Origin of the sequence: Sphingomonas sp. CFBP 13728 (assembly GCF_014841895.1) — a bacterium.
Taxonomy (GTDB): domain Bacteria; phylum Pseudomonadota; class Alphaproteobacteria; order Sphingomonadales; family Sphingomonadaceae; genus Sphingomonas.
Genome location: NZ_JACYUS010000006.1, coordinates 108,394 through 133,833, shown reverse-complemented (window position 1 = coordinate 133,833; position 25,440 = coordinate 108,394). Strand labels below are relative to the sequence as shown.

General features: G+C 60.3%; 16 protein-coding genes and 1 pseudogene. 9 read left to right on the top strand and 8 right to left on the bottom strand.

Features of this window, described 5'->3' with window-relative positions; all coding sequences use genetic code 11:
- The 3 genes from IFT67_RS18380 to IFT67_RS18370 form a co-directional block, all read left to right on the top strand.
- On the top strand, positions 1-915 hold a 915-nt coding region (locus IFT67_RS18380; protein ID WP_192239536.1), incomplete at its 5' end, for a DUF3526 domain-containing protein.
- Between the two features lie 118 nt (positions 916-1,033).
- On the top strand, positions 1,034-3,646 hold the full coding sequence (locus IFT67_RS18375) for a TonB-dependent receptor plug domain-containing protein (protein ID WP_197983158.1): 2,613 nt from the start codon (positions 1,034-1,036) through the stop codon (positions 3,644-3,646).
- Between the two features lie 640 nt (positions 3,647-4,286).
- Positions 4,287-4,643 carry a hypothetical protein gene (locus IFT67_RS18370; RefSeq protein ID WP_192239535.1) on the top strand — a complete coding sequence of 119 codons (357 nt, stop codon included), beginning with the start codon at positions 4,287-4,289 and terminating at the stop codon, positions 4,641-4,643.
- 290 nt (positions 4,644-4,933) lie between these two features.
- Here IFT67_RS18370 and IFT67_RS18365 read toward each other — a convergent pair whose 3' ends face one another.
- A complete protein-coding gene (locus IFT67_RS18365; RefSeq protein ID WP_192239534.1) occupies positions 4,934-5,710 on the bottom strand; it encodes a Crp/Fnr family transcriptional regulator in 777 nt (258 codons plus the stop codon).
- 333 nt (positions 5,711-6,043) lie between these two features.
- Here IFT67_RS18365 and IFT67_RS18360 point away from each other — a divergent pair, with 333 nt between their 5' ends.
- Positions 6,044-6,889: a sensor histidine kinase gene (locus IFT67_RS18360; RefSeq protein ID WP_192239533.1), complete on the top strand. Its 846-nt coding sequence runs from the start codon at positions 6,044-6,046 to the stop codon at positions 6,887-6,889.
- Positions 6,890-7,126: 237 nt separating this feature from the next.
- Here IFT67_RS18360 and IFT67_RS18355 read toward each other — a convergent pair whose 3' ends face one another.
- The 4 genes from IFT67_RS18355 to IFT67_RS18340 form a co-directional block, all read right to left on the bottom strand.
- Positions 7,127-8,350, bottom strand: coding sequence for an alpha-galactosidase (locus IFT67_RS18355; RefSeq protein ID WP_244647516.1), 1,224 nt, complete (start codon positions 8,348-8,350; stop codon positions 7,127-7,129).
- Between the two features lie 43 nt (positions 8,351-8,393).
- On the bottom strand, positions 8,394-9,644 hold the full coding sequence (locus tag IFT67_RS18350) for an ROK family transcriptional regulator (protein ID WP_192239532.1): 1,251 nt from the start codon (positions 9,642-9,644) through the stop codon (positions 8,394-8,396).
- Positions 9,637-11,151, bottom strand: coding sequence for a tryptophan halogenase family protein (locus tag IFT67_RS18345; protein WP_263817013.1), 1,515 nt, complete (start codon positions 11,149-11,151; stop codon positions 9,637-9,639). Before IFT67_RS18345 ends, IFT67_RS18350 begins: the two co-directional genes overlap by 8 nt.
- 142 nt (positions 11,152-11,293) lie before the next feature.
- On the bottom strand, positions 11,294-14,473 hold the full coding sequence (locus IFT67_RS18340; protein ID WP_197983157.1) for a TonB-dependent receptor: 3,180 nt from the start codon (positions 14,471-14,473) through the stop codon (positions 11,294-11,296).
- Positions 14,474-14,732: 259 nt separating this feature from the next.
- On the opposite strand from IFT67_RS18340, the gene IFT67_RS18335 reads away from it, so the two are divergent.
- Positions 14,733-15,683 (top strand): ROK family protein, encoded by a 951-nt coding sequence (locus tag IFT67_RS18335; protein ID WP_197983156.1) that lies wholly within the window; start codon positions 14,733-14,735, stop codon positions 15,681-15,683.
- An 82-nt stretch (positions 15,684-15,765) separates the two neighbouring features.
- On the top strand, positions 15,766-19,251 hold the full coding sequence (locus IFT67_RS18330; protein WP_192239531.1) for a glycosyl hydrolase 2 galactose-binding domain-containing protein: 3,486 nt from the start codon (positions 15,766-15,768) through the stop codon (positions 19,249-19,251).
- 78 nt (positions 19,252-19,329) lie between these two features.
- Here IFT67_RS18330 and IFT67_RS18325 read toward each other — a convergent pair whose 3' ends face one another.
- A complete protein-coding gene (locus IFT67_RS18325) occupies positions 19,330-20,367 on the bottom strand; it encodes a cupin-like domain-containing protein (RefSeq protein WP_192239530.1) in 1,038 nt (345 codons plus the stop codon).
- A gap of 118 nt (positions 20,368-20,485) precedes the next feature.
- Here IFT67_RS18325 and IFT67_RS18320 point away from each other — a divergent pair, with 118 nt between their 5' ends.
- Positions 20,486-22,114 carry a sialate O-acetylesterase gene (locus IFT67_RS18320; RefSeq protein WP_197983155.1) on the top strand — a complete coding sequence of 543 codons (1,629 nt, stop codon included), beginning with the start codon at positions 20,486-20,488 and terminating at the stop codon, positions 22,112-22,114.
- A 481-nt stretch (positions 22,115-22,595) separates the two neighbouring features.
- On the opposite strand, the gene IFT67_RS18315 is transcribed toward IFT67_RS18320, so the two are convergent.
- The gene (locus IFT67_RS18315) at positions 22,596-22,982 is read right to left on the bottom strand and encodes a winged helix-turn-helix transcriptional regulator (RefSeq protein ID WP_192239529.1); all 387 of its coding nucleotides are present in this window, start codon (positions 22,980-22,982) and stop codon (positions 22,596-22,598) included.
- A gap of 86 nt (positions 22,983-23,068) precedes the next feature.
- Here IFT67_RS18315 and IFT67_RS18310 point away from each other — a divergent pair, with 86 nt between their 5' ends.
- Positions 23,069-23,836 (top strand): NADPH-dependent F420 reductase, encoded by a 768-nt coding sequence (locus tag IFT67_RS18310; RefSeq protein ID WP_192239528.1) that lies wholly within the window; start codon positions 23,069-23,071, stop codon positions 23,834-23,836.
- A 55-nt stretch (positions 23,837-23,891) separates the two neighbouring features.
- Positions 23,892-24,881, top strand: a complete 990-nt coding sequence (locus IFT67_RS18305; RefSeq protein ID WP_192239527.1) for a zinc-dependent alcohol dehydrogenase family protein — start codon at positions 23,892-23,894, stop codon at positions 24,879-24,881.
- Between the two features lie 363 nt (positions 24,882-25,244).
- Here IFT67_RS18305 and IFT67_RS18300 read toward each other — a convergent pair.
- Positions 25,245-25,367 (bottom strand): annotated as a pseudogene (locus tag IFT67_RS18300) (transposase); the annotation flags it as partial.
- Positions 25,368-25,440 lie beyond the last annotated feature (73 nt).

The following is a 25,440-nucleotide window of genomic DNA, read 5'->3' as shown; positions in this document are numbered from 1 at the left end:
GGCCGGTTCGATTTTGCGTTCGTCCTCGTCTTCCTCGCGCCGTTATTCGTGGTCGCGTTGTTCCATGATCTGACGTCCGGAGAACGCGAGGCGGGGCGGCTGCGGATGCTGGATGCTCTACCGCGGGGTGGCGCAAAGCTGCTCCGCCGACGTATGCTGCTGCGTGTCGCGCTGTTATGGGCGGCGCTTGCCGTGCCCTTCCTCGTTGCCGCGGTAGCGTCCGGTGTCGGGGACGCAGCGATCTTTGCGGTTCTCTCCGTGATCCTCGCTTACCTCCTGTTTTGGATGGCACTCGCCGCACTGGTCGCGAGGCTCCGCTGGAGCTCGGTTGCAAACGCTGCAACGCTCGCAGCGTGCTGGCTTGTACTGGTGCTCGTCCTGCCGACACTGGCGCACGTCGCAATCAACCGCGCCGTGCCGATCGGTCAGGGCGCAGAGATCGCGCTGGCCCAGCGCGAGATGGTCAACCGCGCCTGGGACATTCCCCGCGAAACGACGATGCGCCGCTTCTATGCCGGTCATCCCGAATGGGCGGACTCTGCCCCGCTCGGGTCGGCCTTCCATTACAAATGGTATTTCGCCTTCCATCAGGTCGGTGACGAAAGCGTCGCGACCAAGGTCCGTGCCTATCGAAGCGGGTTGGAACGCCGCGATGCCGCTGCGCGCATGCTTGGGTGGGTGCTGCCTTCGGTGGGAGTACAGGCTTTGCTGACCCGGCTGGCTGACACCGACGTTCGCGCACAGCTGGCATATCAGGACCGAGTGCGTGCCTTCCACGCCAGGCTGCGCAATTTCTACTACGGGTATCTGTTTCGCGACCGGCCGTTTGGCAGGGTCGACTTCGGTCGGGCACCGATCTTTACCGCTCGCATGAATACAGCCGGTGGATCAAACAAGGCCGCTGACCGGCCCTGAAACCACCCCTTCACGGCGGTGGACGGCTCACCCGGAGCTATCAGGCTGTTCGCTGATCAAAACACGGCCATCGGCAGCCTAAGCAACATAATAGTATAACATCACTCAAGGGGTCTACATGCGTTCATTTGCGATAGCGCTTGCCGCCACAGCTGCGATGCCGATGCCTGGGTTTGCGCAGGAGGTCGTTCGGGAAGCCGACGCAGTCGAAGACAATGATGAGGCCCGGGAGATCGTCGTTACGGGCAGTCGTTTTGGCGGCCGCACGACAACGCAATCGTCGACGCCAGTGGACGCCATATCGCGTGAGGCGCTGCAACAGAGTGGGCGTGTCGATCTCATCCAGATGCTGAAGGTTCAGGTGCCGAGCTTCAGCGCCCCGCGACCGCTGGCATCAGGTGTCGGCGATTTCATCCAGCCACCTTCCCTGCGCGGACTAGGGGCCGGCGAACTGCTCGTGCTGATCAATGGCAAACGTCGCCACACCACGGCCGACCTCAATTCGAGCAACGGCATCGGTCGCGGCGACGTCGCGGTTGATTTCAATGCCATTCCGACCCTTGCCATGTCGAGAATCGAAGTGCTGCGCGATGGTGCTGCCGCCCAATACGGCTCGGACGCGATCTCGGGGGTGATCAACATGATCCTCGACCGCTCGCTCGGCACCATCGCGCAGGCGGGCTATGTGCAGACTACGAAGGGCGACGGCGACACCTACGAGGCAAGTGCCTCCACAGGCATCCCGCTCGGAGCGAACGGCGTCCTGCGCCTGACCGCGGCTTACCAAGACCGGGACGGCACCAATCGTGCGCGAGCGGATACGCGGCAGCAGTATTTCGGGACGAACGTCGCTGGTCGTCCAGTCGCGCCTTCTGGCAATTATGGCTCCGGTGTTGGACTGACACCATCGAACGGGACGCTCGACCCGCGGGAAGCCGGGTTCGACCGGAACGTATTCCAGCAGGGCGACCAGCCAAACCGAAACTACCAGCTCTTCTACAACCTCGTCGCGCCCCTGCCAGGGGGCACCGAATTCTACAGCTTCGGTGGCTACAATCGCCTTGATGGCGACATCCAGTATTTCTTCCGCCGTCCTGGACAGGACGAGACGGTACGCGCGCTCTACCCGGACGGTTACAGCCCAGGCCTCGACACCAGGCTGGAGAACATTTCCACCGCGATCGGTCTGCGTGGAGATGATCTGGCAGGGTTCGGTTGGGACCTGTCGACCGTCTATGGCGTCAGCACCGTCCGCACGACTTACGTCGACAGCGTTAACGTGTCCTTGGGGGCTGCCTCCCCGTCGCGCTTTTACCGGGGCGGTAGCGACTTCTATCAATGGACCTCGAACCTCGATTTCACGCGAGAGATCCCGGTCGGTGACGATCAGCCGGCAAGACTGGCGTTCGGCACCGAGTATCGCGAGGAAGCCTACCGTCTTTTCTCGGGGGCGCCCGATGGTTATCGCAATGGCGGGGTATTGATCCCGGATGGCCCTAATGCCGGTCGTCCGGGGCCGATTGGTTCGCAACCTGGACCAAGCAACGGGCCCGATGATCGTGCGTCGATCGCTCGCAATAGCGTCGCGATGTATGGCGAAGTAGAAAAGCAGTTTTTCGGCCGTCTGCTGCTATCAGGTGCGGCCAGGCACGAACGGTATTCCGACTTTGGCAGTACCACAAATTTCAAGGGTGCCGGGCGGCTCGGTCTGATCGGCGGGCTGGCGCTGCGAGGCTCTTACAACACCGGCTTTCGTGCGCCTGCGCTGGCACAGTCCGGCTATAACGCATCGAATACGCTGATCCTCAACGGCGCCCAAGCGATCGTTCGAGTGGCAGCAGTCGACAATCCTGCAGCGCGGCTAGCGGGCGCGACTGACCTGAAACCTGAACAGTCACGCAACGTGTCTGTCGGGGTCGTCTTCGAGGCCGGCGGTTTCACGACGACACTCGATGCCTACCGGATCAAGGTGCGTGACCGCATCGCCATCTCATCGACTTTTCAGGATGCTCGCCTGACCAGTTATCTGGCCGCCAACGGGCAGTCTGGCTTCGCTGCGTTGTCGTTCCTGACCAACGCGGTCGACACGGAGACAAAGGGCATCGATCTGGTCATGAACTACCGACATCGCTTTGGGGACGGAAGCCGGATCACGGCCACGCTTGCGGGAAATTATAACAAGACGACGTTCGACAGGATCGCGGGCACCCCGGTGCCAATCGCGGCGCTGGGCATCACCACGCCACTCTTTGACCTCACCCAGCAACTTCGCTTTTCGGACAGCCTACCGCGCGACAAGATCACACTGGATCTGAATTATGCGCGGGGACCGTTTACGTTGTCCGTCACGAACACCCGGTATGGGCGCGTCGCGACGGTAGCGTTGCTTAATCGTACGCCGGCCCAAGTCGCAGCATTGGTACAGAGCTATGACGTTCGCTTGGTTCCCTCGACGGGTAGTGCGGCGAACTCAGACATCGTCCAGCGCTTTGGTGCCAAAATCCTGACGGATATCGATGTCGGCTGGCAGGCAACCCGTGCGTTTAGGCTGAGCGTGGGAGCGCAGAACGTCTTTGACATTTATCCGGACGAAAATATCGCCTCAACGGTCTCTAGCGTTGCGGTCGGGAGCAATGGCGCCGACAATGCTGGCACCCAGCCTTACAACGCCGTTTCCCCCTTCGGATTTAACGGTCGATCAGTGTTCATGCGCGGCAGTTATAGCTTTTAGGACGCCGTGATTGCGGGCGGAATGTTGATCGTAGCGATAGTTGAAAGGGTCCTGCTGCGTCGCTTCCCTCGATCGTCGTGCTGGCTAGGGACTGCAGTACCGCGCCCTTCGCGCTGTCTGAACGAGGGCGCCTGGTCGTGGGCACCTATGTGGAGAACCTAGTCGCAATCACGATTGTGCGACAAACAGATGTTTTGCGTAACCCGGACCAGCGACCGTCGCTCATGTGCATCAGATATCGAAACACCGTGATGCCCGGCCTAGTGATAGTTTGCGTTTTCGGTAAAGCCCGCCGCAAATGCACCGCTGAGCCATACCCAGACATTCGAGCGCCCTTTGCGGCTACCCAACTTCAGACATTCATTCATCTTATGCTCTCCGAGCTTATCCAAGACCTAGGCAGTCACCGTCAGACTGCCCTCGTCCGTCGATCGCCAACGCGTCCCTCCCAAGGTACTGCCGTCAAGTCCTAGTTTGATCCCATAAGGTAATGTGGGGTATCACACAGACCGCCAACGATATGTTGCGGATGGAGACAGGAAAGCTAAGCCGCTATCGACGACGGTCAGCATCCAACACAAGCTGTCCCGATTGCTCACGATGTGAACGTCAATTGACACGCTATGATTGAGGACCCGGCATGAAAGGCGACAATACTCGCGCCCATGAGGCTGAGCGCCTGCTATCCGAACGAGACCGTAGATACGACCTGTTTCCAAGTGAAATATTCGACGAGTTTGCGTGGAATATGCTCCTCCACTTGTTCGTCGCGCTCGAAAAAAACGAAACAATGTCGGAACCGAGATTGTGCGAAGTGTCCCACGCAGGCCTAGCTGCCGGCCGGCGCTGGATTGCCCATCTCGTCAAAGACAAGCAAATCGAGGCTAGGTCGGACGGTGATGACGTGGTGCTGACAGGCGAAGCGGTCGACCGGCTGCGACGCTATCTGTCCAAGCCGTCGAGAGCCGAAATTGATGTCGATGACGAGACAGCCTAAAATCCGTCGACGAATGCGCGTTTAATAGGCCTGTGTGCGGTCGCCATTGTCCGGAGTCGATTATGCCCTCCAATGCATCTGATACGTCGGACGAGACACTTTGCCTTGCAATCGCGCATGCCCTGCAACTCGCCGATGCACGAGGCGATAGCTTGGTAGCTGCGCTGCTCGCACATGCCTTCGAAATTGCGAACTGTCCCAAGACTGACGACTAGCCGAAAATGGGCGGCGGTTTTCGCCCTAACTAGTAGCAATCGTATTATTCAGACCACTATAATCAAGTCGTGACATTATTTCGGATGCCTATCAGGATTCACGATATTTCGGGTGTTCGTATCAGCATAGGATCGGCCTAGGGGTCCGATCAGGTGACGGTATTCAGCCTCTGGAACCCCATAGCTATCACCAGCCAACTCTTCCAGCGTCTCGCGGTCACGAATTATCACGCGACCTCGCTTCGAGTAAATCATGCCGGCACCTTCGAGTATATGGAGGCTCACGGTCACTCCACTTCGTTCCGCTGCAATCATCATCCCAATAAAGTCATGCGTGAGCGCGATTTCATCGCCGTCGACGCGGTCATGGCACATGAGCAACCAACGAGCCAGACGGGACTCGATGCGGTGATAGGCATTTGTAGCGGTACTCTGCGCCGCTTGAACGAGCATAGACTGTACGTAGCGCAAAAGGGTTGTTCGAAGCGTTTCGCTCCGACGAACCGCCGCTAGATAAAGCTCGGCGTCGATCCGTAAGGCGGTACCGCCACCTACCTGAATGAAGGTCTGATGCGGGCTTCGATCGCTACCTAATAACAGGCATGTCGCAGAGACCCCGTCGCGACCGAATATTCCCACCTCTGTCGGGCGACTGGGGGACATCGTAGCAACGATCGAAGCGACGCCAGCTTCAAGAAAATAGACATGTTCAATCGGCGCATTTGCCTTCACGAGCACGTCTTCGCGCTGAATGTCATGCCGCGTGAAATGTGGCTGCAATAATGCGAGATCATCCGCCGACAGCGCGCTTAGCAGAATGTTTTTGGTATAAACGGCATCTGGATGCGACATGATCGCCCCTCTTTTTGGGGCGAAAGTGCGTCGACTCTTTCAGCCGCCTGCGCCCTGAGAGTGGCAAGCGATCATGAGCCCCTACACGTTTTCACGGCGTAGAAACTTTACATATGAGAAGTGTGGGATAGACCACACTTCTCCCGGGTTGCTTCAGTAATTCGGCTTGAAATGTGTAGCGAACGGAATTTTCAAAAATCCTTGCCTATGAATAAATTCGCGGAATAATCAGCGCTTTGTTGTCTATCGCACAGTGTCGGCAGGGCGGATGTTTCAGCTTCATAAAGTCGATATGTTCCAAGCCGTATCAGGGCTGGGGCAAGGACGAATACTATGGAGACCGAACAATCGACCAGCGGTCCCGCCGACTCGCAGCTTGGCCTACTCCTTCAAGAAACGATTCATCGCGGTAGCAATGATCTCCAGATGGTGATTGGCTTGCTGGCACTACAAAGTCGGCGTGCGTCATCACAAGAGGCCCGACAGATACTCACAGATGCTACGCAGCGCGTATCCATTCTGGCACAAGCCCGAAGCGAGCTGTTTCGTAATAACCAGCCAACGCTGGCCCTTGCCCTACAGCAGGTGTGCACGGCGCTGCAGTCACAGGCTGAGCCTCGATCGATCCTCGTAGCGCTAAAGGTCGAACAGGACGCCGTTGCACTGTCCGCAACGCAAATCACGACGATTGCGCTGGTCGTGAATGAGCTTGCCACGAACGCGATCAAACACGCGTTTGAGGATGGCAAGAACGGCTACATTCTCGTCACGCAGAAGGCAGACGCTGAGGGAAATGTCGTCGTTCTGGTGGATGACGACGGCCTTCCTTTTCCAGACCCACACAACCCCAAAAGGGGAGGCCTGGGAATGGAAATATCGGCTCGCCTGATGGCATCGATCGGCGGCCGGTTCGTTCGTCCACAATCGCGTGCCAAAGTGTTCGAATTGCATGTCAGCACGTCGGTCTCGACGAAGAGCGAAACAGCGTCACGACCTCAGGTCGCACAGGCATCCGATCGCGAACAGCCCCTAGAAAGTCAAAATTTGATCTCGTTACATTCGGCAATACGATGGGCGCTTCATCTCGCTGGAGCACAAGGAGAAACCCTTACCGCCGCACTTCTGGAAGACATTTTGCATCTATCGGAAAGACGCCAACGTCCCGCTGCGGCGGACTAGTGTGCGGCTGCTCGTTGTATGTGATGCCGACCCACAAGCGGACGCTCAGCGTCCTTCATGTGCTTCCCAAGTTCGGACATTCGTTCATGGTTCGCAACTGCCCAGCAACGCTAATAAGCGGTCAAACTGACGGCTTTGCTGCTGGGCTTAACGCAACCTTTCGAACGGCAGATTCGCCGGAAACTAGCATCCGGTGTTCGTCTGCCCGACGACGCGTGATAGAACCCGGTGGCGCGATCAGGGGGTAACCTTAACCATGATCACCCCATGCGCTGGCACCAGTGCGGCGTATCGGTCAGTAACCTTGCCTATCGAGCGATGGCTCCACACGTCGCGTACGTCTGCACGGACCGAGCGGGTCAGACCTATTTCCGGCCAATTGACCTCGATCTTGGAAGGACTTTCGGAGCGGTTGAATAGTATCACGGCCCGGCTTCCATCGCTCAACGGCTTCGACCAGACCTCCAGATCGCCATCATCGCGTATACGACGACCCTGCTGACCCAGGGGGTCCTGATTGACCGCGATTACCTCCTTGTTCAACAAAATGTCGCGCGTTGCTGCACTCATGTTGGTGATATCGTTGCCGGCAATCAGTGGTGAAGTCATCATCGCCCACAGACTAAAATGGGAGCGGTACTCGGTATCGGACATTCCGCCGTTGCCGACCTCGAGCATGTCGGCATCGTTCCAGTGCCCGGGCCCCGCATACGGATAAAGCGGCTCGTTCGCGTCAACGATGTCGACCATACCGATCGACCATTTGTCCCGCCCCTTCCAGGCATCGCGGATATCGCTGGTCGTGCGCCACGAGTTGCCGATCTTCTTGCCCCATTCCCACGGACGATTGTTGCCCCATTCGCACATCGCCAGAAGAACCGGCCGCCCCGTGGCTTTGAGGGCATCCGACATGAGCGCGTAGGCGCTCTCGGCATTCAACGTGCCAGTCGAGCACCAGTCATACTTTAGGTAGTCAACGCCCCACCGAGCGTATGTAAGCGCGTCCTGATATTCATGTCCCAAGCTGCCGGGTTTTCCGCCACAGGTCTTGGCGCCGGCATCGGAGTATATCCCGAACTTGAGGCCGCGAGCGTGGACGTAATCGGCCAGTGCCTTCATGCCCGATGGAAACTTTTCTCGACTTTCCGTGATGAAGCCGGTGGCATCGCGCTCACCGTGCCAGCAGTCGTCGATGACGACATACTCGTACCCCGCATCGCGCATGCCATTCGTCGCCATGGTGTCGGCGATGCGACGCACCGTCTTCTCATCGATGTTGCAGCCGAACTTGTTCCAGCTGTTCCATCCCATCTGCGGCGTTCGTGCCAACCCATTGGCCTTGCGGTTCGGGTCCAACGAAGGACGCAGCGTGTTTGGATCGACAAACTGATCCTGCGCGCGCGCCGCGCCGACCGCAAACGGCAGAAAGGCAAGTACAACTAGATGCGCCAGCTTTTTCAAAAGTACTTCCTAATTAGAGCAATACGTCAGATCATTCGTTTGGCTATGCCGATTGCGTCTTGATGAGTATCCCGTCCGACGGCAGGATGCGGTCGAGAAAAGGAAGGATCGCGGCGCCTATTGCCGGACTATCTCGCGAGAGACTCGCCCGAGCGATCGGCGCAATTATAGGGATATTGGGTGCTGCCGTTCGCAGTTTTCGGTAGGTATCCGTAGCGAGCTGATCGAGGATATCGTCCGGCAGCCGCCCTCCAACGAGAACAATCGCTGGATTGACTAGGCAGTTCACGGCCGTCAGCGCTGGCACGAGCGCGTCCGATGCGTCGTCGAGCCAAGCGGCAACGAGCGGCTTGAACGCTGCGGGAAACGGTTGCGTTGGATCCATACCCGCCGGGTCCAGTCCTGCAGTCTCCAGATAGCTCGACAAAGCCGACAGGGAGACGACGTCCTGCAGGATCTTGTTTGGATCCCTGGCGAGCGGCAAGAACCCGATTTCCCCGCCGCGGGCGTTTGCCCCGCGATAATAGGCGCCGTCGATCACGACTCCACCGCCTAGCCCCGCGCTGACGAGAATATAGAAAAAGTTCGCATGGTGCCCGTCGCCGAACTGTGCCTCGCCGATGGCTGCTGCCGCGGCATCGTTGTCGATGTGTATCGACCAGGGGACGATAGGTGCGAGCATCGCCTGGATATCTACGTCGCTCCACTGCTCGTACCCGGCCGGGCGATGCGGCAGGTCGACACGCCCGAGGTCGTCGGGAAGTGCCACACCCATCCCAAGCACCCGATCCAAGCGTATCGCATCGGTACCAACGATTGCCGCGATCCCCTTTTCGACGACCCGTACGACGTCGTCGGGCGACGCGAATGCGATCTGCTGGGTAAATCGAGAGCGCACCGTGCCAGCTAGATCGAGTGATACCAACGTAACATGATCGCGATCAATGTTGAGGCCAATGGCGAAGCCCCCTTCCGGATTTATCCGGAGGCGGGTCGCCGGTTGCCCTCGACCGCCCAAGCGTCGTCCGGCATCGATCACGAGTTCGTTCTCGAATAATCGCCCTACGATGTTGGCGATCGTCGGCGCGGTTAAATTCGTCATCACCGCGATTTCGTTTCGCGTGATGTCAGGATTACGCCGAATGATCTGCGTGACGACGCGCTGATTATAGTCACCCGCACGTTCCAGGTTTGTGCCCGACAGGCTTGGCCCAAGCCTGACAGATCGGTCGTCTGCGGTAACGCTGCCGCTAGCCGATCTTCCTGAAACTTTGAAATTCGAGGGCTTATCCATTCGCGGCAAAGTTCATTGACCGGGATGCAGGAGGAGCTGACGCGGGGGCAAAGGACTTGAGAAACGTCTCGTGCGGTTCGGCAAGCGCAACGGCGTCACGTATCGAACCCTTCATCCGTTCGAACGCTGCCTCGAGATCTGACAGGGAGAAATGATCCGCCAGCGGGTCATGCGCAGCGGCATCAATACCAAATCCGGCATACATGGAGAGCCAACTTGGGTCCTGAAACGATTCCCATTCATAGCGCACGAGGTGTCCACGAGCCTTGAACAATTTCAGCTTGCGCTCCAGCTGCTCTGGGAGCGCGGTGCCTCGGCAGCGATCCCACATCGGCTCACCCTGCCGACCATTGGCAAAATAGTGCAGGACCAGGAAATCGCGGATCCGCGCATATTCGAGGCCCGTGGTCCGATTATACTCATCCGCCAGCGCCGGATCAAAACTCCTATCAGGCAGCAAGGCGAGCAACTTCTCCAAGCCGGTCTGGATGAGCGTGATGCTCGTCGATTCCAGGGGTTCCATAAATCCCGCGGCGAGTCCGAGTGCGACACAGTTCCCTTGCCAGAATGCGGTCCGACGACCGGTACGGAAACGAATCATATTAGGCTCGGCCAGCGCTTCGCCTTCGAGCCGACCTTTCAAAGTCGCAACGGCCTCGTCATCCGAAATGTGGCGGCTCGCATAGACATAGCCGTTACCGACCCGGTGCTGCAGCGGAATCCGCCATTGCCATCCGGCAGTCAGTGCCGTGCTGCGCGTATATGGGGTAAGCGGTTCTGCTCGTTCGCACGGCATAGCGACCGCGCGATCGCACGGAAGCAGGTTCGTCCAATCCTCGTACGGCACGCCCAGCGCGTCGCCGAGCAATAGCGACCTAAAGCCCGAGCAATCGATGAAGAAGTCGCCCGCGATCGTTTTGCCACACTCGGTATCGACGCTGGATATGAATCCCGTAGATTGATCGACAAGAACATCGGTGATCGTGGCGTCGATGTGCTTGACGCCCCATTCGCCCGCCTTTTTTGCCAAAAACTTGGCAAACAGGCCTGCGTCGAAATGTACGGCCCAGTCGAAGAACAGCAGGTCATGCACCGGACTGTCGGTCGGTCGCATGAACAGGTTTCGCTCGGCAAGCGCGGTTGCGAGACAGAATTCGGACAACGGCGTAGGTCGCCCCGCTGCATTCAGTTTGCGCCAGTAATGATGGAACGCCACCCCTCGCGATCGCATCCCGTACAGACCAAATGGGTGGAAAAATCGCTCACCCTCGCGCTTCCAGTCGACGAACTCGATCCCGAGCTTCACTGTGCCCTGCGCAGCCGCCATGACGTCCTGCTCGGTGACGCCGATCTCCCTAAAGAAATCCCGAATGCCGGGAACGGTCGCCTCACCGACCCCCACCGTGCGGATATCGCTGGATTCGACGACCGTGATTGTCACGGACTGACGATCGAGCCTGCGCGCGAGGAGCGTCGCTGCCATCCACCCCGCAGTGCCGCCGCCCACAATCACGATCGAGCGTAGCGGTCCTGAGTTACGCGTTGTTCCTGCTCCATCTGTCACGCTCGGTTCCCATCCTGTGCGTTGCCGTGCAAACACCCGCCACCCCCGCAATAGGGTGGCGGGCGCTTACAGTCTCACCCGCAGATTAGAACTTGAAACGTGCGCCCGCCATGAACCGGCGCTCATAGATGTTGTTGTACGCTTTCTCATCCGGGAAGGTGAGATAGTATTTCTCATACTCACCGGTCAGGTTCGACCCTTGCGCGTACAGCGTCAAATTTGGCGTGAAGTCGTAGCTGATCGACGCATCAATGTAGTTCGTCGGCTGCTGATACAGTTCGAGGCCTCGGATGCCGCCGAAGTCCTGCTGGACCGCACGCTTCGAGCGGTAATTCCAGGCGACGCGAGCTTGGAAGTGATTGTCCTGGTAGAAGCCAGCAAGGTTAGTCTGGATCTTCGAATTGTCCTGGAACGGGATCGAGTCGCCCTTCAAATCGACAGCGCCTGAATCGGACGGCGAGTAGGTAATATTCGCATCTATGCCGAAGTTGGAGAGCACCGTTGGAATGAAGCCGAAGTCGTTGAACGACAGCTTGGCACCCGCTTCGACACCCTTAAGCGTACCACCGTCGCCCTGAACCGGGGTACTGATCGACACGGTCCGGTTGCGAACCACGCCGTCATTGTCCGGCAGGTCGGTTCGCACGATGTTGCCAGACTGAATGAAGCTGGCGACGTCGATGTAGAAGGCACCCAAGCTAAGCAGACTGCTGCGTCCGATATAGTATTCAAGCGAGCCTTCGACGTTCGTGGCGCGCCAGGGATCCAGCTGCGGATTGCCGTTGGAGCTACCGCCAGTGACGCGGAACACAGGCGATCCTGGATTGCTCGTGTCGATCGCGTAGTTCGGATTGAGTCCACCACCCCACTGGTTGAGATCCAGCAGTGTCATCGTCTTGGAATACGCCAGGCGCAGCTTCAGGTTGTCGGCGAAATTGAACGCCAAGTTGAATGCCGGCAGGAAGTCGGTGAAGCTCCGCTTGGTCTCGACCGTGCCGTTGACCGTATTTGCAACGCCGTAGGGGCGCGGCGAACCGGTCACGAACTGGGTGATGTCGAGTTTGGTGTTGATGACCTTTAGGCCCGCATTGCCGGATACGGGAATGCCAAACACGTCACCCTTGACGTTGAGTTGCGCATAGCCCGAGATCTGCTTCACACCAACGTTGAACGAGGCGCCCGGGTTCTGAATCTCGACGTTGCCTGGGTAGAAACTGTTTTGGAATGCGAGCGCGTTGTCCATGACCTTTGGGTCGAGCACGTAGATCGGCGGCAAGCCGGCACCCGGCAGATTGAACTGCTTGACCTGCCCGTTAAAGATCGGATCGCTCGCCTTGCGGACAACGCCAGAGGTGTAAGGCCTGAAATTTGCCGTCCCGAACGTGCCCGTACCCGCATAGCAGGACGCATCATTTAGCGGTACGTCGAACGCCTTCCACTTGACCAGGCACCCACCAGGTTGAGACGCCTGCCCCGAATATAGCGGCGCGGCGCGATCGAATTCGAAGTCGTCGACCGAGCGCTCGCTGTACCGGCCACCAGCGCTCAGGCTTACATTGTCATTGGCCTCGTACGAAACGTCACCGCGAATGATCTTCAGGTCGCCTTTGCGGCGATAGTTACCCTCCGAAGACGTTGTCTTCATCGCGTAGCTGTCGATGTTGCCGAGCGCCGTCGTCAACTGCGACGGCAGAGTGAAGACCGGCTGGTTACCGGTGAAATCGACCGTCGCTGGCAACGATGCCGTACCCGCAATCGTGTTGACCGCATACCCGCCCGGATTGAACGCGACGTCGCCCGTCGGATAATGACCGATCCCGCCCGGCTGCCACTGCGCGCCGTTCGATGGGCTGAACTGCAGATAGCTCTGGTCGTAGTTAGAATAGGCCTTGCCGTAGACGCCGCGCAGGCTTGCCTTGAACCGGCCGCCATTGTCGTACTTCAGCTCCGCATTGTAGTTCTGCGACTGAGACTTGAACTTGTCATTCTGCGCATACGAGTCGAAATTGCCGAGGTCGTAATTATAGATCTGGGTCGTATTCAGATCATAATCGCGCGTCACGCCGCCATTGCTAAGCGACACGGTCGAGCCGGTGTTGCGCGATTGGCCCGGCACGAATTCGCCAGCCTGCCAGTTGACGTTCTGCATCTGGATGCCGGCTGTGCGATCATTCTCGTTCTGGCGCGTGAAGAATGCATCGGCATTCAGCGTCAGGGCGTCGCTGATCTCCCACTGCGCCGAGGCATTGATGCCGATCCGCTCGCGCTGGTTGACCTTGTCCCAGGCAGTGAAGCCCTGAGGAACGATGAAAGCATCGTTGGCATCGCCGTCACCATTTACGTCGCGGCCCGTCCCCACGATCGTCCCCTTGGGACGATTTGCGGGTGAGAAGCCGTTGCTGAGGTTGACGTCGCCAGTCGGGTTGGCCGCGGTATTGAACTGCTCGTTGTGCAGCGCGGCCCCGTAGCCTTCCTGGATCCCGTTGTGGGAGTTCGAAAGATGCAGGTTCGAATAAGCGCCCGACACCAGGAACCCGAACTTCTCGCCCCGGAAGCCGAACAGCCCGTTCAGGTTCGGATCGAACTCCTTGGTCTTGTCGCCGTAGGCGCCCTCGGCAGCGGCAGCGACGGTGAAGCCCTTCTTCAGATCGAATGGGCGGCGTGTGCGCAGGTTTACGGTGCCGGTGATGCCGGCGTTGAGCAGATCGGCCGTGCTCGACTTGATGACGTCCGCGCCCGCAAACAGCTGCGACGGGATATCGTTGAAGTTCGGCTGGATCGTCGTGATCGACTGAGCGCCGAGATAGGCCTCACCGTTGAGCAACGTCGTAACCTGCGGCAGGCCACGAATATTGATCGCCGCGCCCTCACCGGCATCACGGCGGATCTGCACGCCGGGGATACGCTGGAGCGAGTCCGAGATCGTCACATCGGGCAGCTTGCCGATGTCTTCGGCCGAGATGGAGTCGGTGACCGACGCGGCATCGCGCTTGAGGTTGACCGCACGCTGCTGCGATCCACGAATGCCGGTGACGACGATGTCCTGCGTTTCAGCAGCCGCGTCGCTCGCGGGCGTTGTCGGGTTCTGAGCTTCGCTTGTCTGGTCGGCAGCAGCAGCCGAGGGCGATGCGGCTTGATCGGTAGGTGCGTTCTGCAACACCCCCTGTGTTGTCGACGTTTGCTGGGCAAGTGCGGTGCCGCTGCTCACCAGCGCCGTAACTGACGCCGCGACCATCAACATATTCTTGGAACGTGCACGCAACATTTCGACCGTCTCCCTCAGCACCCGAAATCGCCAGGAACTGGCGAACGTTTTAGCATGCTAAGATCGAGCCGATCGGCGACTTACCGCCCCACCCTCTCCTGCCTGCCAGTCGCAACTTTCCGTTGTCTCGACATCGCGTGTTTAATCGTCCGGTGGATCCGGTCAATAACAAAATCAATTTGCGTTTATAACGATCGCTGGCATGCTTGGTTGACGATGGCCGAGCAGCGGTCACGCCAGTAAAGAGGGGAGCATTGCCTTGCAAAACAGTATCGCTGCTCGGGCTATCGAGCCGCAGCCAGCATCTGTACCGGCTTTAGGAATCGACTTTGGTGGCACCAAGATCGAAGCCGTCTTGCTAGGTGCAGACGGTGAGACGCTTTGGCAGCAGCGGGTTCCCAATCCCGGCACGTATGATACCGCGGTAGCCGCTATCGCCGAGTTCGTCGTGGCTGCCGACATCGCGGGGGGCACGGCATGTACCGTCGGCATCGGCGCACCCGGATCACCGTCGCCACGTACCGGCGTGATGCGCAACAGCAACTCTCTTTACCTGAACGGTCGATCGTTCTCCGAAGACCTCACCGCTGTTCTCGGTCGACCGGTACGGCTGGTAAACGACGCGAACTGCCTCGCGCTGTCCGAGGCCACAGATGGCGCAGCGACCGGTGCGCGCAGCGTGTTTGCGCTCGTGATCGGTACGGGCGTCGGTGGAGGCATCGTACTCTCGGGTGCGTGTCTTGACGGCGCCCACGGCATTGCCGGCGAGATTGGGCACTTACCTTTACCCTGGCCGCGCAGCGACGAACTGTCTCCGCCGCCATGCTGGTGCGGCCTGACGGGGTGTATCGAAAGCTGGGTTTCAGGCACGGGTTTCGCGCGTGCCGCCAGGACAGAACATGGTCTGTCGCTCAGCGCCCCCGAGATCGTTGCAGCCGCCCGCGCCGGGAATCCCGCTGCCCGAGCTGCACTGGATGCGTATATCGACCGGCTGGGACGCGTACTGGCCATGGTTGCCAACCTGCTGGACCCCGAGGTCGTCGTATTGGGCGGAGGCATGTCGAACGTCGCCGAGATCTATGAAGAACTTCCGTCCATCGTCCGCCGCTATGCCTTCTCGGACCTATGGGAGGGTCGTATCGTGCCCGCGCGCTGGGGCGACGCGTCAGGCGTGCGCGGCGCCGCACGACTGTGGACTGGGGACGCCTGACCGACCCAAGGCCCGGCAAGACGAACATAAGAACCAACCGGCCGGTAGAATATCGAGCCGGGAACTCAGGAGAGATCTATCCATGCGATCGTTGCCACTAACAGCCGCCTTGCTGCTCGGTGCCGCATTTTCCTCCTCGCTGGCTGCACAAACCGTGGTGCCGACCATGCGGCCGGCGATCGCGAATGCCGGCCCCTACAACGTCGCCATCCTAGCAGGCGGGACCGGGGTCGAGCGTGATCTGACAGGCGCCGAGGCAGCGGTCCGTGCAGACGCTCCATGGACTCTCTCCGCCTGGGTCCGCCCCAGCACTGCCGGCGCGGATGGTTCGCTGCTGGCCGTCGGTAATCCGCTAAAGGCCTGTCGCTGCCTCGACCTTACCAATGGGCGCGCGTCTGCCGTGGACGGAGCGACACGGGTAACCGGCGGACCGGCGTTGGCCGCCGGCAAGTGGACGCATGTCGCCGCTGTGGCGAACGGACGGACACTGACCCTCTATGTCGATGGTCGCGTCGTCGCGTCCGTCGCGAACCGCCCGAGCGAAGTCGTCGCCCGCCTCGCCGTCGCACCGGTGACGAACGGCGCTAAAGCGCCTCGCCATTTTGGCGGATCGCTGGTTGCGGCGCAACTCAACGGCGCGGCGCTGAGCGCCAGCGAGATCACGGCTGCCATCCGAGCGCGGCCGGATTTCGATCTCGTGCAATTCTGGCAGGTCGGCGTCGGCTGGCCGTTCCAGAAGCAGGCCAATATCGGCCTTACCCAGCAGCAGGATGCCTGGACCTTGCCGAAGGCGCGCGTGAGCGCGACCACGGCGCCGATCGCGCACTTGCCGCTGCCCCCGACGGGACTGGCGCGCGAAAGCGACGGTCGCTGGCTGGTCAATGGCTGGCAGCTCGCCGCAGCCCCCGAGGTCCGCGAAGATGCCACGACCCTGTCGCGTCCGGGCCCTGCCACGGGCACGTGGCGTGCGGCGACCGTGCCGGGCACCGTCTTGACGACGCTGGTCGACCGCGGCGTCTATCCCGATCCCTATTACGGGCTCAACAACCTCAAGATTCCCGAGAGTCTGGCACGTCAGGACTATTGGTACCGCACCAGCTTTACGGTGCCGGCAGCCGCCGCGGGCAAGCGCCTGACGTTGGTCTTCGGCGGCATCAACTACGCCGCTGACGTCTGGGCAAACGGCCGCAAGCTGGGCGACACCCACGGCGCCTTCATCCGCGGCCAGTTCGATCTCGTACCTGTCGCCGGCGAGAATGTGGTCGCGGTTCGCGTTTCGCCGCCTCCCCATCCCGGCATCCCGCACGAGCAGTCGATCAGCGGCGGCGTCGGCGAGAACGGGGGCCAGCTCGCGATCGACGGCCCCACCTTCGTCGCAACCGAGGGCTGGGACTGGATACCGGGTATTCGAGACCGTAACACGGGGCTGTGGCGGCCCGTGGAACTGCTCGCGCACGGGACTGTGCGGCTGCTCGATCCCAAGATCGTCACCGATCTGCCTCTGCCGCGTACTGACAGCGCTGACGTCTATATCACCGTACCGGTCCAGAACGCTGGTGCGACAGCCGCAAGCGTGACCGTGCGTGCAGCGTTTGGCGGCGTCCGAGTGCAGAAGACGGTCATCGCGCCGCCCGGTGAGACGAAGGTAGTCTTCAACCCTAAGGAGTTCGCGCAGCTTCATGTCGCCAATCCAAAACTTTGGTGGCCGAACGGCTATGGCGAACAGGCTCTCTACCAACTGTCGCTGGAAGCGCTGGCAGACGGCCAGCTCTCGGATACGCGCACCGACAAGTTCGGTATTCGCGAAGTCAGCTATGACCTATCGCTGTTCGATGCGGCTGGTGCGCTGCGCCGGGTCAACCTCCAGTTCACGGATGGCAGCCTGCGCGGCGAGCGCCTGATCGATGTTCGCCATCAGGCCATCAAGCAGTCCCCCAATGGCTGGGTGGAATCGCTGACACCGCAGGGCGAGCGTTCCCCGGCGGTGACACCGGTCGAGGCGACGATGCCCGAACCGCATTTGGCGATCCGCGTGAACGGCGTGCAGATTGCTGCGCGCGGGGGCAATTGGGGCATGGACGATGCGATGAAGCGCATCGGACGCGCGCGCCTAGCCCCCTATTTCCGTCTCCAGAAGGAGGCGCACATGAACGTCATCCGCAACTGGATGGGCAACAATACCGAAGAGGAGTTCTACGACCTAGCCGATGAAAACGGCATGATGATCCTCAATGACTTCTGGCAATCCACGCAGAATTTCCAGGTCGAGCCGGAAGATCCGGGGCTGTTCCTAAAGAACGCCGACGACGTGGTTCGCCGCTACCGCAACCATCCGTCGATCATCCTGTGGTTCGGCCGCAACGAAGGTGTGCCCTACCCGGCCTTGAACGAGGGCCTCGACGACCTGATCGCGCGTGAAGATGGGACGCGGTGGTTCACAGGCAGCTCCAACGTCGTCAACCTGCAGGGATCGGGACCGTATAACTATCGTCCACCGGTCGGTTATTTTACCGGCCTCGCCACCGGTTTCTCGGTCGAGACGGGAACGCCCTCACTCTCCACCCTAGAGTCCGTACGGGCGACGATGCCCGATAGCGAAACCTGGCCGCTCAGCGATACGCTGGCCTATCATGATTGGCATTTCGCGGGGAACGGCGACACCAAGACGTTCATGACCACGCTCGACACCATGTTCGGGGCGGGGACCAGCTTTGCCGATTTCGAGCGCAAGGCGCAGATGATGAACCTCGAGACGCACAAGGCGATGTACGAAGGGTTCCTGGGCCATTTGTGGACCAAGAACTCCGGTCGACTACTTTGGATGACGCATCCCTCCTGGCCGTCGAACACATGGCAGATCTACAGCTGGGACTATGACACCCAGGCCTCATATTATGGTGCGAAGAAGGCCGCGGAACCGCTTCACGTCCAGCTCAATCTGCCGGGCAATGAACTGGTCGTGCTCAACACGACTCGTGAAGCGCAGCCGGGACTGCGGGTCCGCACACGCGTCGTCGGGCTCGACAACGCCGAACTCTTCACGCGTGAAGACCGGGTCGACGCGGGCGCCAACATGGCGACGCCGCTTGCAGTGGTGCCACTCGATCGCTTGTTCGCGTCAAACCCCATGCTTCTGGTTAAGCTCGAATTGATTGATCGAGCGGGCAAGACGGTTGCCGACAACTTCTACTGGCGCGGAAAGAACGAAGCCGCTTACCGGATGCTCGACACGCTGCAGAGCGTCGCGCTAACCGGCTCCGTCTTGGCCCAGGGGGTCGACGGCGAGGACAGCGTCGTAACTGTGACGCTCGCCAATCGAACCGAAGTCCCAGCGCTGAACGCGAAGCTGACGCTGGTGGATGCACAGGGCAAACGTGTCCTGCCGGCGTTCTACAGCGACAATTACGTTGCTCTCCTACCCGGCGAGGAAAAGCGCATCGAGATCCGTTACCCCAAAAGCGCGGGTCAGACGGCGACCGCGCTGACGGTACGCGGATGGAACGTCGCGCAGTCGGATCGCTTCATCACGCTCCCGCCCCAAAACGTCAGTACCGGGAAGACGCAGTAGCAACCTGTCGGCGCAACCTCGGTTGCGCCGACCTCGCCGGCTTGGTCATTCCCCCGGCGTCCTGATTGGTAGCGCGCGTTAGCGGGATTTGCGCGCTGCGGGCATTGCCGGCGGACTTAGCGCCTCGGCGATCTGCGCCGTAAAGTGAGCATTCCGCATTTCGGACGGCGGCGCGAGTACGCCCTGGACATGCGCCGGCAGGTGATTGCCGGCATCGGGAGCCGCGTCGTCAAACACATAATGTTCGAACCAGCGCCGCCATGCCATGCGCTGGGCCGGCGCGAGATCACGGATCGCGAGGACGGCGTGGCTCAGCGCGCCCATCGGCGAAAGCGCATGCGGCTCGGCCCACCAGTAATTCACCATCACATTGAACGCGGCGGTCGCCTTAACGCTGTGCCACCAGATCGGCGGAATGAAGAGCGCATCGCCGGGGTCGAGATCGGCAACGAGCCCGTGGCCCATAGCGTCTGCGAATTTGGGATAGCGTTCGAGGTCTGGGTCCTCGAGATCCACCATGCTGACCGGCGGCCCTGCGATCGTGAAGTGGAACGGGCCGACATAGAGGTTGCCGACCTGTTCGGGTGGAAACAGCGTGAAACGTCGCCGACCCGCCACGACCACCGCGACGTTGCTCGCCTCGTCGAAATGCGTCGCGACGTGCGTGCGATTGCCGACCCAGACCCGCGGCCTGGCACCCGGCAATTCGAACGGCAGGGGATTGTCTGCGATCCAGGCGGACAGGTGATCGTCCGCGGCGGCAGCGCCGGCATAGAGCGCGACCGGCTCCGCCTCTGCCCGAAGCGACAGCAGCTTGTCGAGCAGTGCGCTGAGCGAGCCGAACCGCTTCTGGAAATTGCAGGCCTGCATCGACGCATCGTAAAAGAACCGACCATCGATCTCCGGCGGACCGATCAGTACTTCGGCCGGGCGTCCACGGTCCATCGCCTTCATGTAGTCGACCAGGGTTTCGTCGGACCAGAGCCCGGCCGCTATGGCCGGCCACCGTTTCGCCTGACCGCGCAGTACGATAGGGCGGTCCCGCGTCGCGATCTCATCGGCGAACCGCGCCGCATCGACCGGGCCAGTTTCATCGACCTTGGCGTGAATCGTCATAACCGGCTCTCCTCGCCGCCTTCTAGCGCCGGTTACCTCGAAGCTGAAGACCGTCTGCGGTACCAATGCGCATGCCACGATTGCCGGAGCGCGGCGCGTTGCCATCGCATCAAGGCAGGTGCAACTTCGGGCTGCATACCAACTGGTCACGCGCTTCTTTGATGATATTCTGGCGCCAAGATATCGCGACGGTCAGCGCCGCACGTCAGGGACAATGCCGATCATGAAGCTCCTGCTCTACACCGCCCTCCTCGCCGCCACCGCGACATCACCCGCGGCCGCACAGCTCAAGCTGCCGCGTCTGTTCAGCGACCACACCGTGCTGCAGCGTGATCGGCCGCTGCACGTCTGGGGTTGGGCGCGTGCGGACGCGAACGTTGCCGTGTCGTTGCATGGCCAACGCGTAGTGGCAGTCGCCGACCGCCTAGGCCGATGGGAAGCGTGGTTGAAGCCTGAAGCGGCAGGCGGTCCCTATGTTCTTGTTGTCGACGGAGGTGCAGCAGAGGGTAAGGTCCAGGTACAGGATGTGATGCTCGGCGACGTTTGGTTCGCATCGGGTCAGTCGAACATGGAGTTCCCGCTCAAGGGCTTCGACGGTGCGCCGCTAAAGAATGCCGCCGCGGAGATCGCTGCCGCGACCGACCCGCACGTCCGGCTCCTCCGTATCGAACACAAGAGCAGTTCCATCCCGCTACGCGACATTGGTGCTACCTGGACCACCACCACGCCCGCGACAGCCGCCGACTTCTCGGCCGTCGGCTATTTCTTTGCGCGAGAAATTGCCGCGCGCGAGCACGTGACGGTAGGCGTGATCGACTCGACCTGGGGCGGTACACCTGCGGACAGCTGGGTGTCGACCGAGGCGTTCGCGACCGACGCAACGCTGGCCCCGGCCATCGACGCGCGTGCTCGATTCCAGCAGGACCAGACCGACGCCGACCTCGCCACCATTGCCGAAGCGCGCGAGGATGCTGCCATCGTTGCGTCGGGCGGCAAGCCTCCCCCACACCCTTGGCACCCCCCCGAGGATGCGTACCGGCCGTCATCGCTGTACAACGCAATGGTTGCGCCGTTCACCGGCTACGGCATCAAGGGCGTCATCTGGTACCAGGGCGAGACGAACAGCAATGTCGCGCGGGCGCCATATTATGCCGACCTCTTCCGGGGACTGATCACCGACTGGCGACACAATTTCGCGCAAGGTGCTTTCCCATTCCTCTTTGCACAGATCTCTTCATTTAACTCACCCGAGGAAGAATGGGGTTTGGTACGCGATGCGCAACGTCGTGCGCTTGTGCTGACCGACACAGCCATGGTGGTGACGACCGACGTCGGCGATCCCGGCAACGTCCATCCGGGCGACAAGCAGACAGTCGCCGCCCGACTTGCACTCGCGGCCCGCAGCGTCGCGTATGGCGAGCGCGTCGCGTATCAAAGCCCGCTGTTCCGCCAAGTGAGTGGCGAACCGGGTGGAAAGCGCATCTGGTTCGATCATGCTGAAGGCCTGACGAGCCGGGGCGCAGCAGTCGTGGGCTTCGAAATCGCCGGGCCCGATCGAAGATTTGTTACGGCTACAGCGCGGATCGATGGCGAGAGCGTGGTCGTAACTGGTGCGGTATCGAAGCCCAGCTACGTTCGCTACAATTGGAGCAACGTTGTACCCGGCAGCCTCTACAATGCCGCAGGCTTGCCTATGTCAGCCTTCACCTCTGAAGAGCGCATCCGAGGTCATTTAACTTACCCTTAGAAGAACTCTTCGCCGCCCTGAGCTAACACAACAACGTGAAATTCCCGATGCTGCTTTTTGGCTGAACACCATACCCCGCCTACCCGTACTTTTAATCCAACAATTGTATTAAATCACCAGGAGATAAATTACCACATATCATGTTCCTCGTACCAGAAAGGGTATCGATTCCCAAAATTGCCGATCCTGTTCAAGCAGGTCCGAGCTACCAACTAGCGCGTTGGCTCACGCAATCATCAACGCCGTCTTGGCGGTGTTGCGATTGATCACACCGCGCCACGACACGATCGCGAATTTACGCGAACCACAGGACACAGACCCACTATCGGACGTTCACGCCCCTCCCCTCGCTTCCCAACTTCGGACGCTGGTTCATCTTTGCGAATGAACGATTTCGAAGGGCGGCTATCGCTTGCGAATTCCGTGAAGGGAGAGGAAAGCGGCCAGCCGCTTTTGGTGCTTCGATCGAATAAGCTGACGTCTAAAGGGACTCTTGTTCTTCCAATCTAGCCGACGTCTCAGTCTCGCGCCGCATGAATGTCCAATCGATAAGGGCTTCAATAGACGGCCCAAGTGCCAGACCGATTTCGCTCAGCGCGTATTCGACCCTGGGAGGAACCTGAGGATAGATCGTCCGGGTGACGATCCCATCCTTCTCCAATTCTTTTAGCTGTTGGATCAGCATTTTCTGGTTCACGCCTTCGACACGTCGTTCTAGCTCGGAGAAGCGCAAAGGCGCCCGTGCGGCAAACAATTGGAAGATGATCACCATCTTCCACTTTCCCTCGAGGACGCGGAGGGCCTCGCTGGTCGCCGCAGCCCAGACAAGCTGCTGCTGTGGGTCCTCGCATTGCCAGTCACGCTGCATAGCTCACTTACCTTTTGGTGGGTAACCCACCTTTCGGTAGGTTCTTGCCACTTCTGGTACCTGACCATAATTTCCGGTGCGAAGCAATGATCGCAGAGGAACGACACATGAAGATCGGCATTCTTGGGACAGGGCATATCGGCAAGACACTCGTCACCAGGCTGAGCGAGGCGGGCCATGAGGTAAAGGTGGCCAACTCGCGCGGGCCCGAGACGATCGATCCCGAGCTTCTGTCAGCCGGCGTCCGCGCCGTGACAACGGAGGACGCGCTGACCGACGTTGAAGTCGTCATCCTTTCAATACCTCTCAACCGCATAGCCGGAATTGCACCACTGGTGGCACGCCTACCTGACGAGACGGTCGTGATCGACACCTCCAACTATTACCCGTTCCGGGACTCCAAGATCCAGGCAATCGAAGACGGACAGGTCGAAAGCCTGTGGGTGGCTGAGCAACTTGGCCGTCTGATCGCAAAGGCATGGAATGCGATCGGCTCCGCGTCGCTCGCGAAGAAGTACAAGCCAGCAGGGACACCGGACCGGATCGCCATTCCCGTTGCAGCCGATCGGGAGCGCGATCGGCAGGTTACGATGGAGTTGGTCAGCGATACCGGCCTGGACGCCTTCGATGCCGGCTCGCTTTCGGCCTCTTGGCGTCAGCAGGCCGGCGCCCCGGTCTATTGCACCGACCTGACCCTCGCCGAGATTCCTGCGGCCCTCGACGCTGCGGAGAAGGACAGGCTCCCCAAGCGCCGGGACCTGGCGGTCGCGGTGATGCAGGAGCGCTTGGGTGACGGCACTACGAACCCTGACGAGGACTGGGGCGTTCGCCTCGTCCGCGCCATCAATATGTAAACGCCGCCCGAACCGCTCCATTCCGATAGCCATCTATCTACCAGAGGATCAGACCATGACCCGCGTTGTACGCTTTCACGAATACGGCCCCGCAGACGTGCTGCGCATCGATAACATCGAGGTTCCTGCACCTGAAGCCGATGAGGTGCAGATCGCAGTCAGAGCGATCGGGTTGAACCGCGCAGAGGTAATGTTCCGCAACGGCGCTTACCTGCAAGAAGCGGAGTTCCCCTCACGGCTTGGCTACGAAGCCGCAGGCACGGTCAAGACCGCCGGCAGCGCCGTGTCGGGCTTCGCGGAGGGCGACGCCGTTAGCGTCATCCCGACGCTCGATATGGCGCGCTGGTCTACCTACGGCGAGATCATCAACATCCCGGCCCGCTACGTCGTCAAGCATCCTACCGCCCTCTCGTTTAAGAAGGCAGCCGCCTCTTGGATGCAGTATGTCACCGCCTGGGGTGCGCTGATCGATCAGGCGAAGGTCACGGCAGAGGACTTCGTCATTGTGTCAGCCGCATCGAGCAGCGTCGGCATCGCAGCGATCCAGGTGGCTCGCAGCGTTGGCGCGACGGTGATTGCGACCACCCGCACGAACGCCAAGGCGCAGGCGCTGACTGATGCCGGCGCTCATCATGTGATCGCCACCGCCGACGGCGACCTTGCAGAACGTGTGAAGGAGATCACCAACGGAAAGGGTGCCCGCGTTGTATTCGATCCGATCGGCGGTCCTGCCATCGCCCAATTTGCCGAGGTCATGGCTGTGGGCGGCATTTTGCTGGAATATGGTGCCCTAAGCCCAGACGACGGTCCGTTCCCGCAGTTCGCCGTGCTGGGCAAGAGCCTGACGATCAAGGGCTATCTATACACAGAGATCGTCGGTGATGACGGTGCGCTTGCGCGAGCCAAGGCCTTCATCATCGAAGGTCTGGAAGGCGGCAAGCTAGACCCGCTGGTGTCGCGAACATTCCCGTTCGACCAGATTCAGGAAGCGACCCGCTTCCTCGAGTCCAACGAGCAGATCGGCAAGATCGTCGTGACTGTCTGATCCGCTATCGGGAGGGCCCCTCAGGGCTCTCCCGATATGAACTGGGCGTGGCAGCCTAGCGAATACAACTGGACCGCCGCGTTCGAGCTGAACGAACGGCAGCTTCTGGCTTTACGTATTCGCTCATCGAACGACGGTTAAGGGCGAACGCACCCCGCCTTCCGACTTCCGGCCAGACCCACAAGCCGCCATTCAACGGTACTAAGACGGCTCCCATCTTCGGACGCTCATTCATCGGCCCGCCCTTTGATCTGGCTAGGTGCTTGGTGATCTGAGGGAGATGCGTTCGAGTATCTGCGATGTAATTGCGACCCCGCGTTGGCCGCCGCAGTTGGTAAGCGCCGCGTACCCATGACAGGACTTCTGGTTCGGGTGAACGTCGAACTGCGGCGCCAGCTCGGCCAGCGTCTTCTTGCCCTTCACGGCAGCCAGGGCCACTTTCGACTTGAAGGCCGGCCTGTGGTTCCGGCGTGTTCGCTTCGTCATCTCATCTCCTGTTCGGCAGCCATGCTGGCTGCCTTCAGGCCGAAACTCGACTTAGCAGCCTGTCCAGATTTGC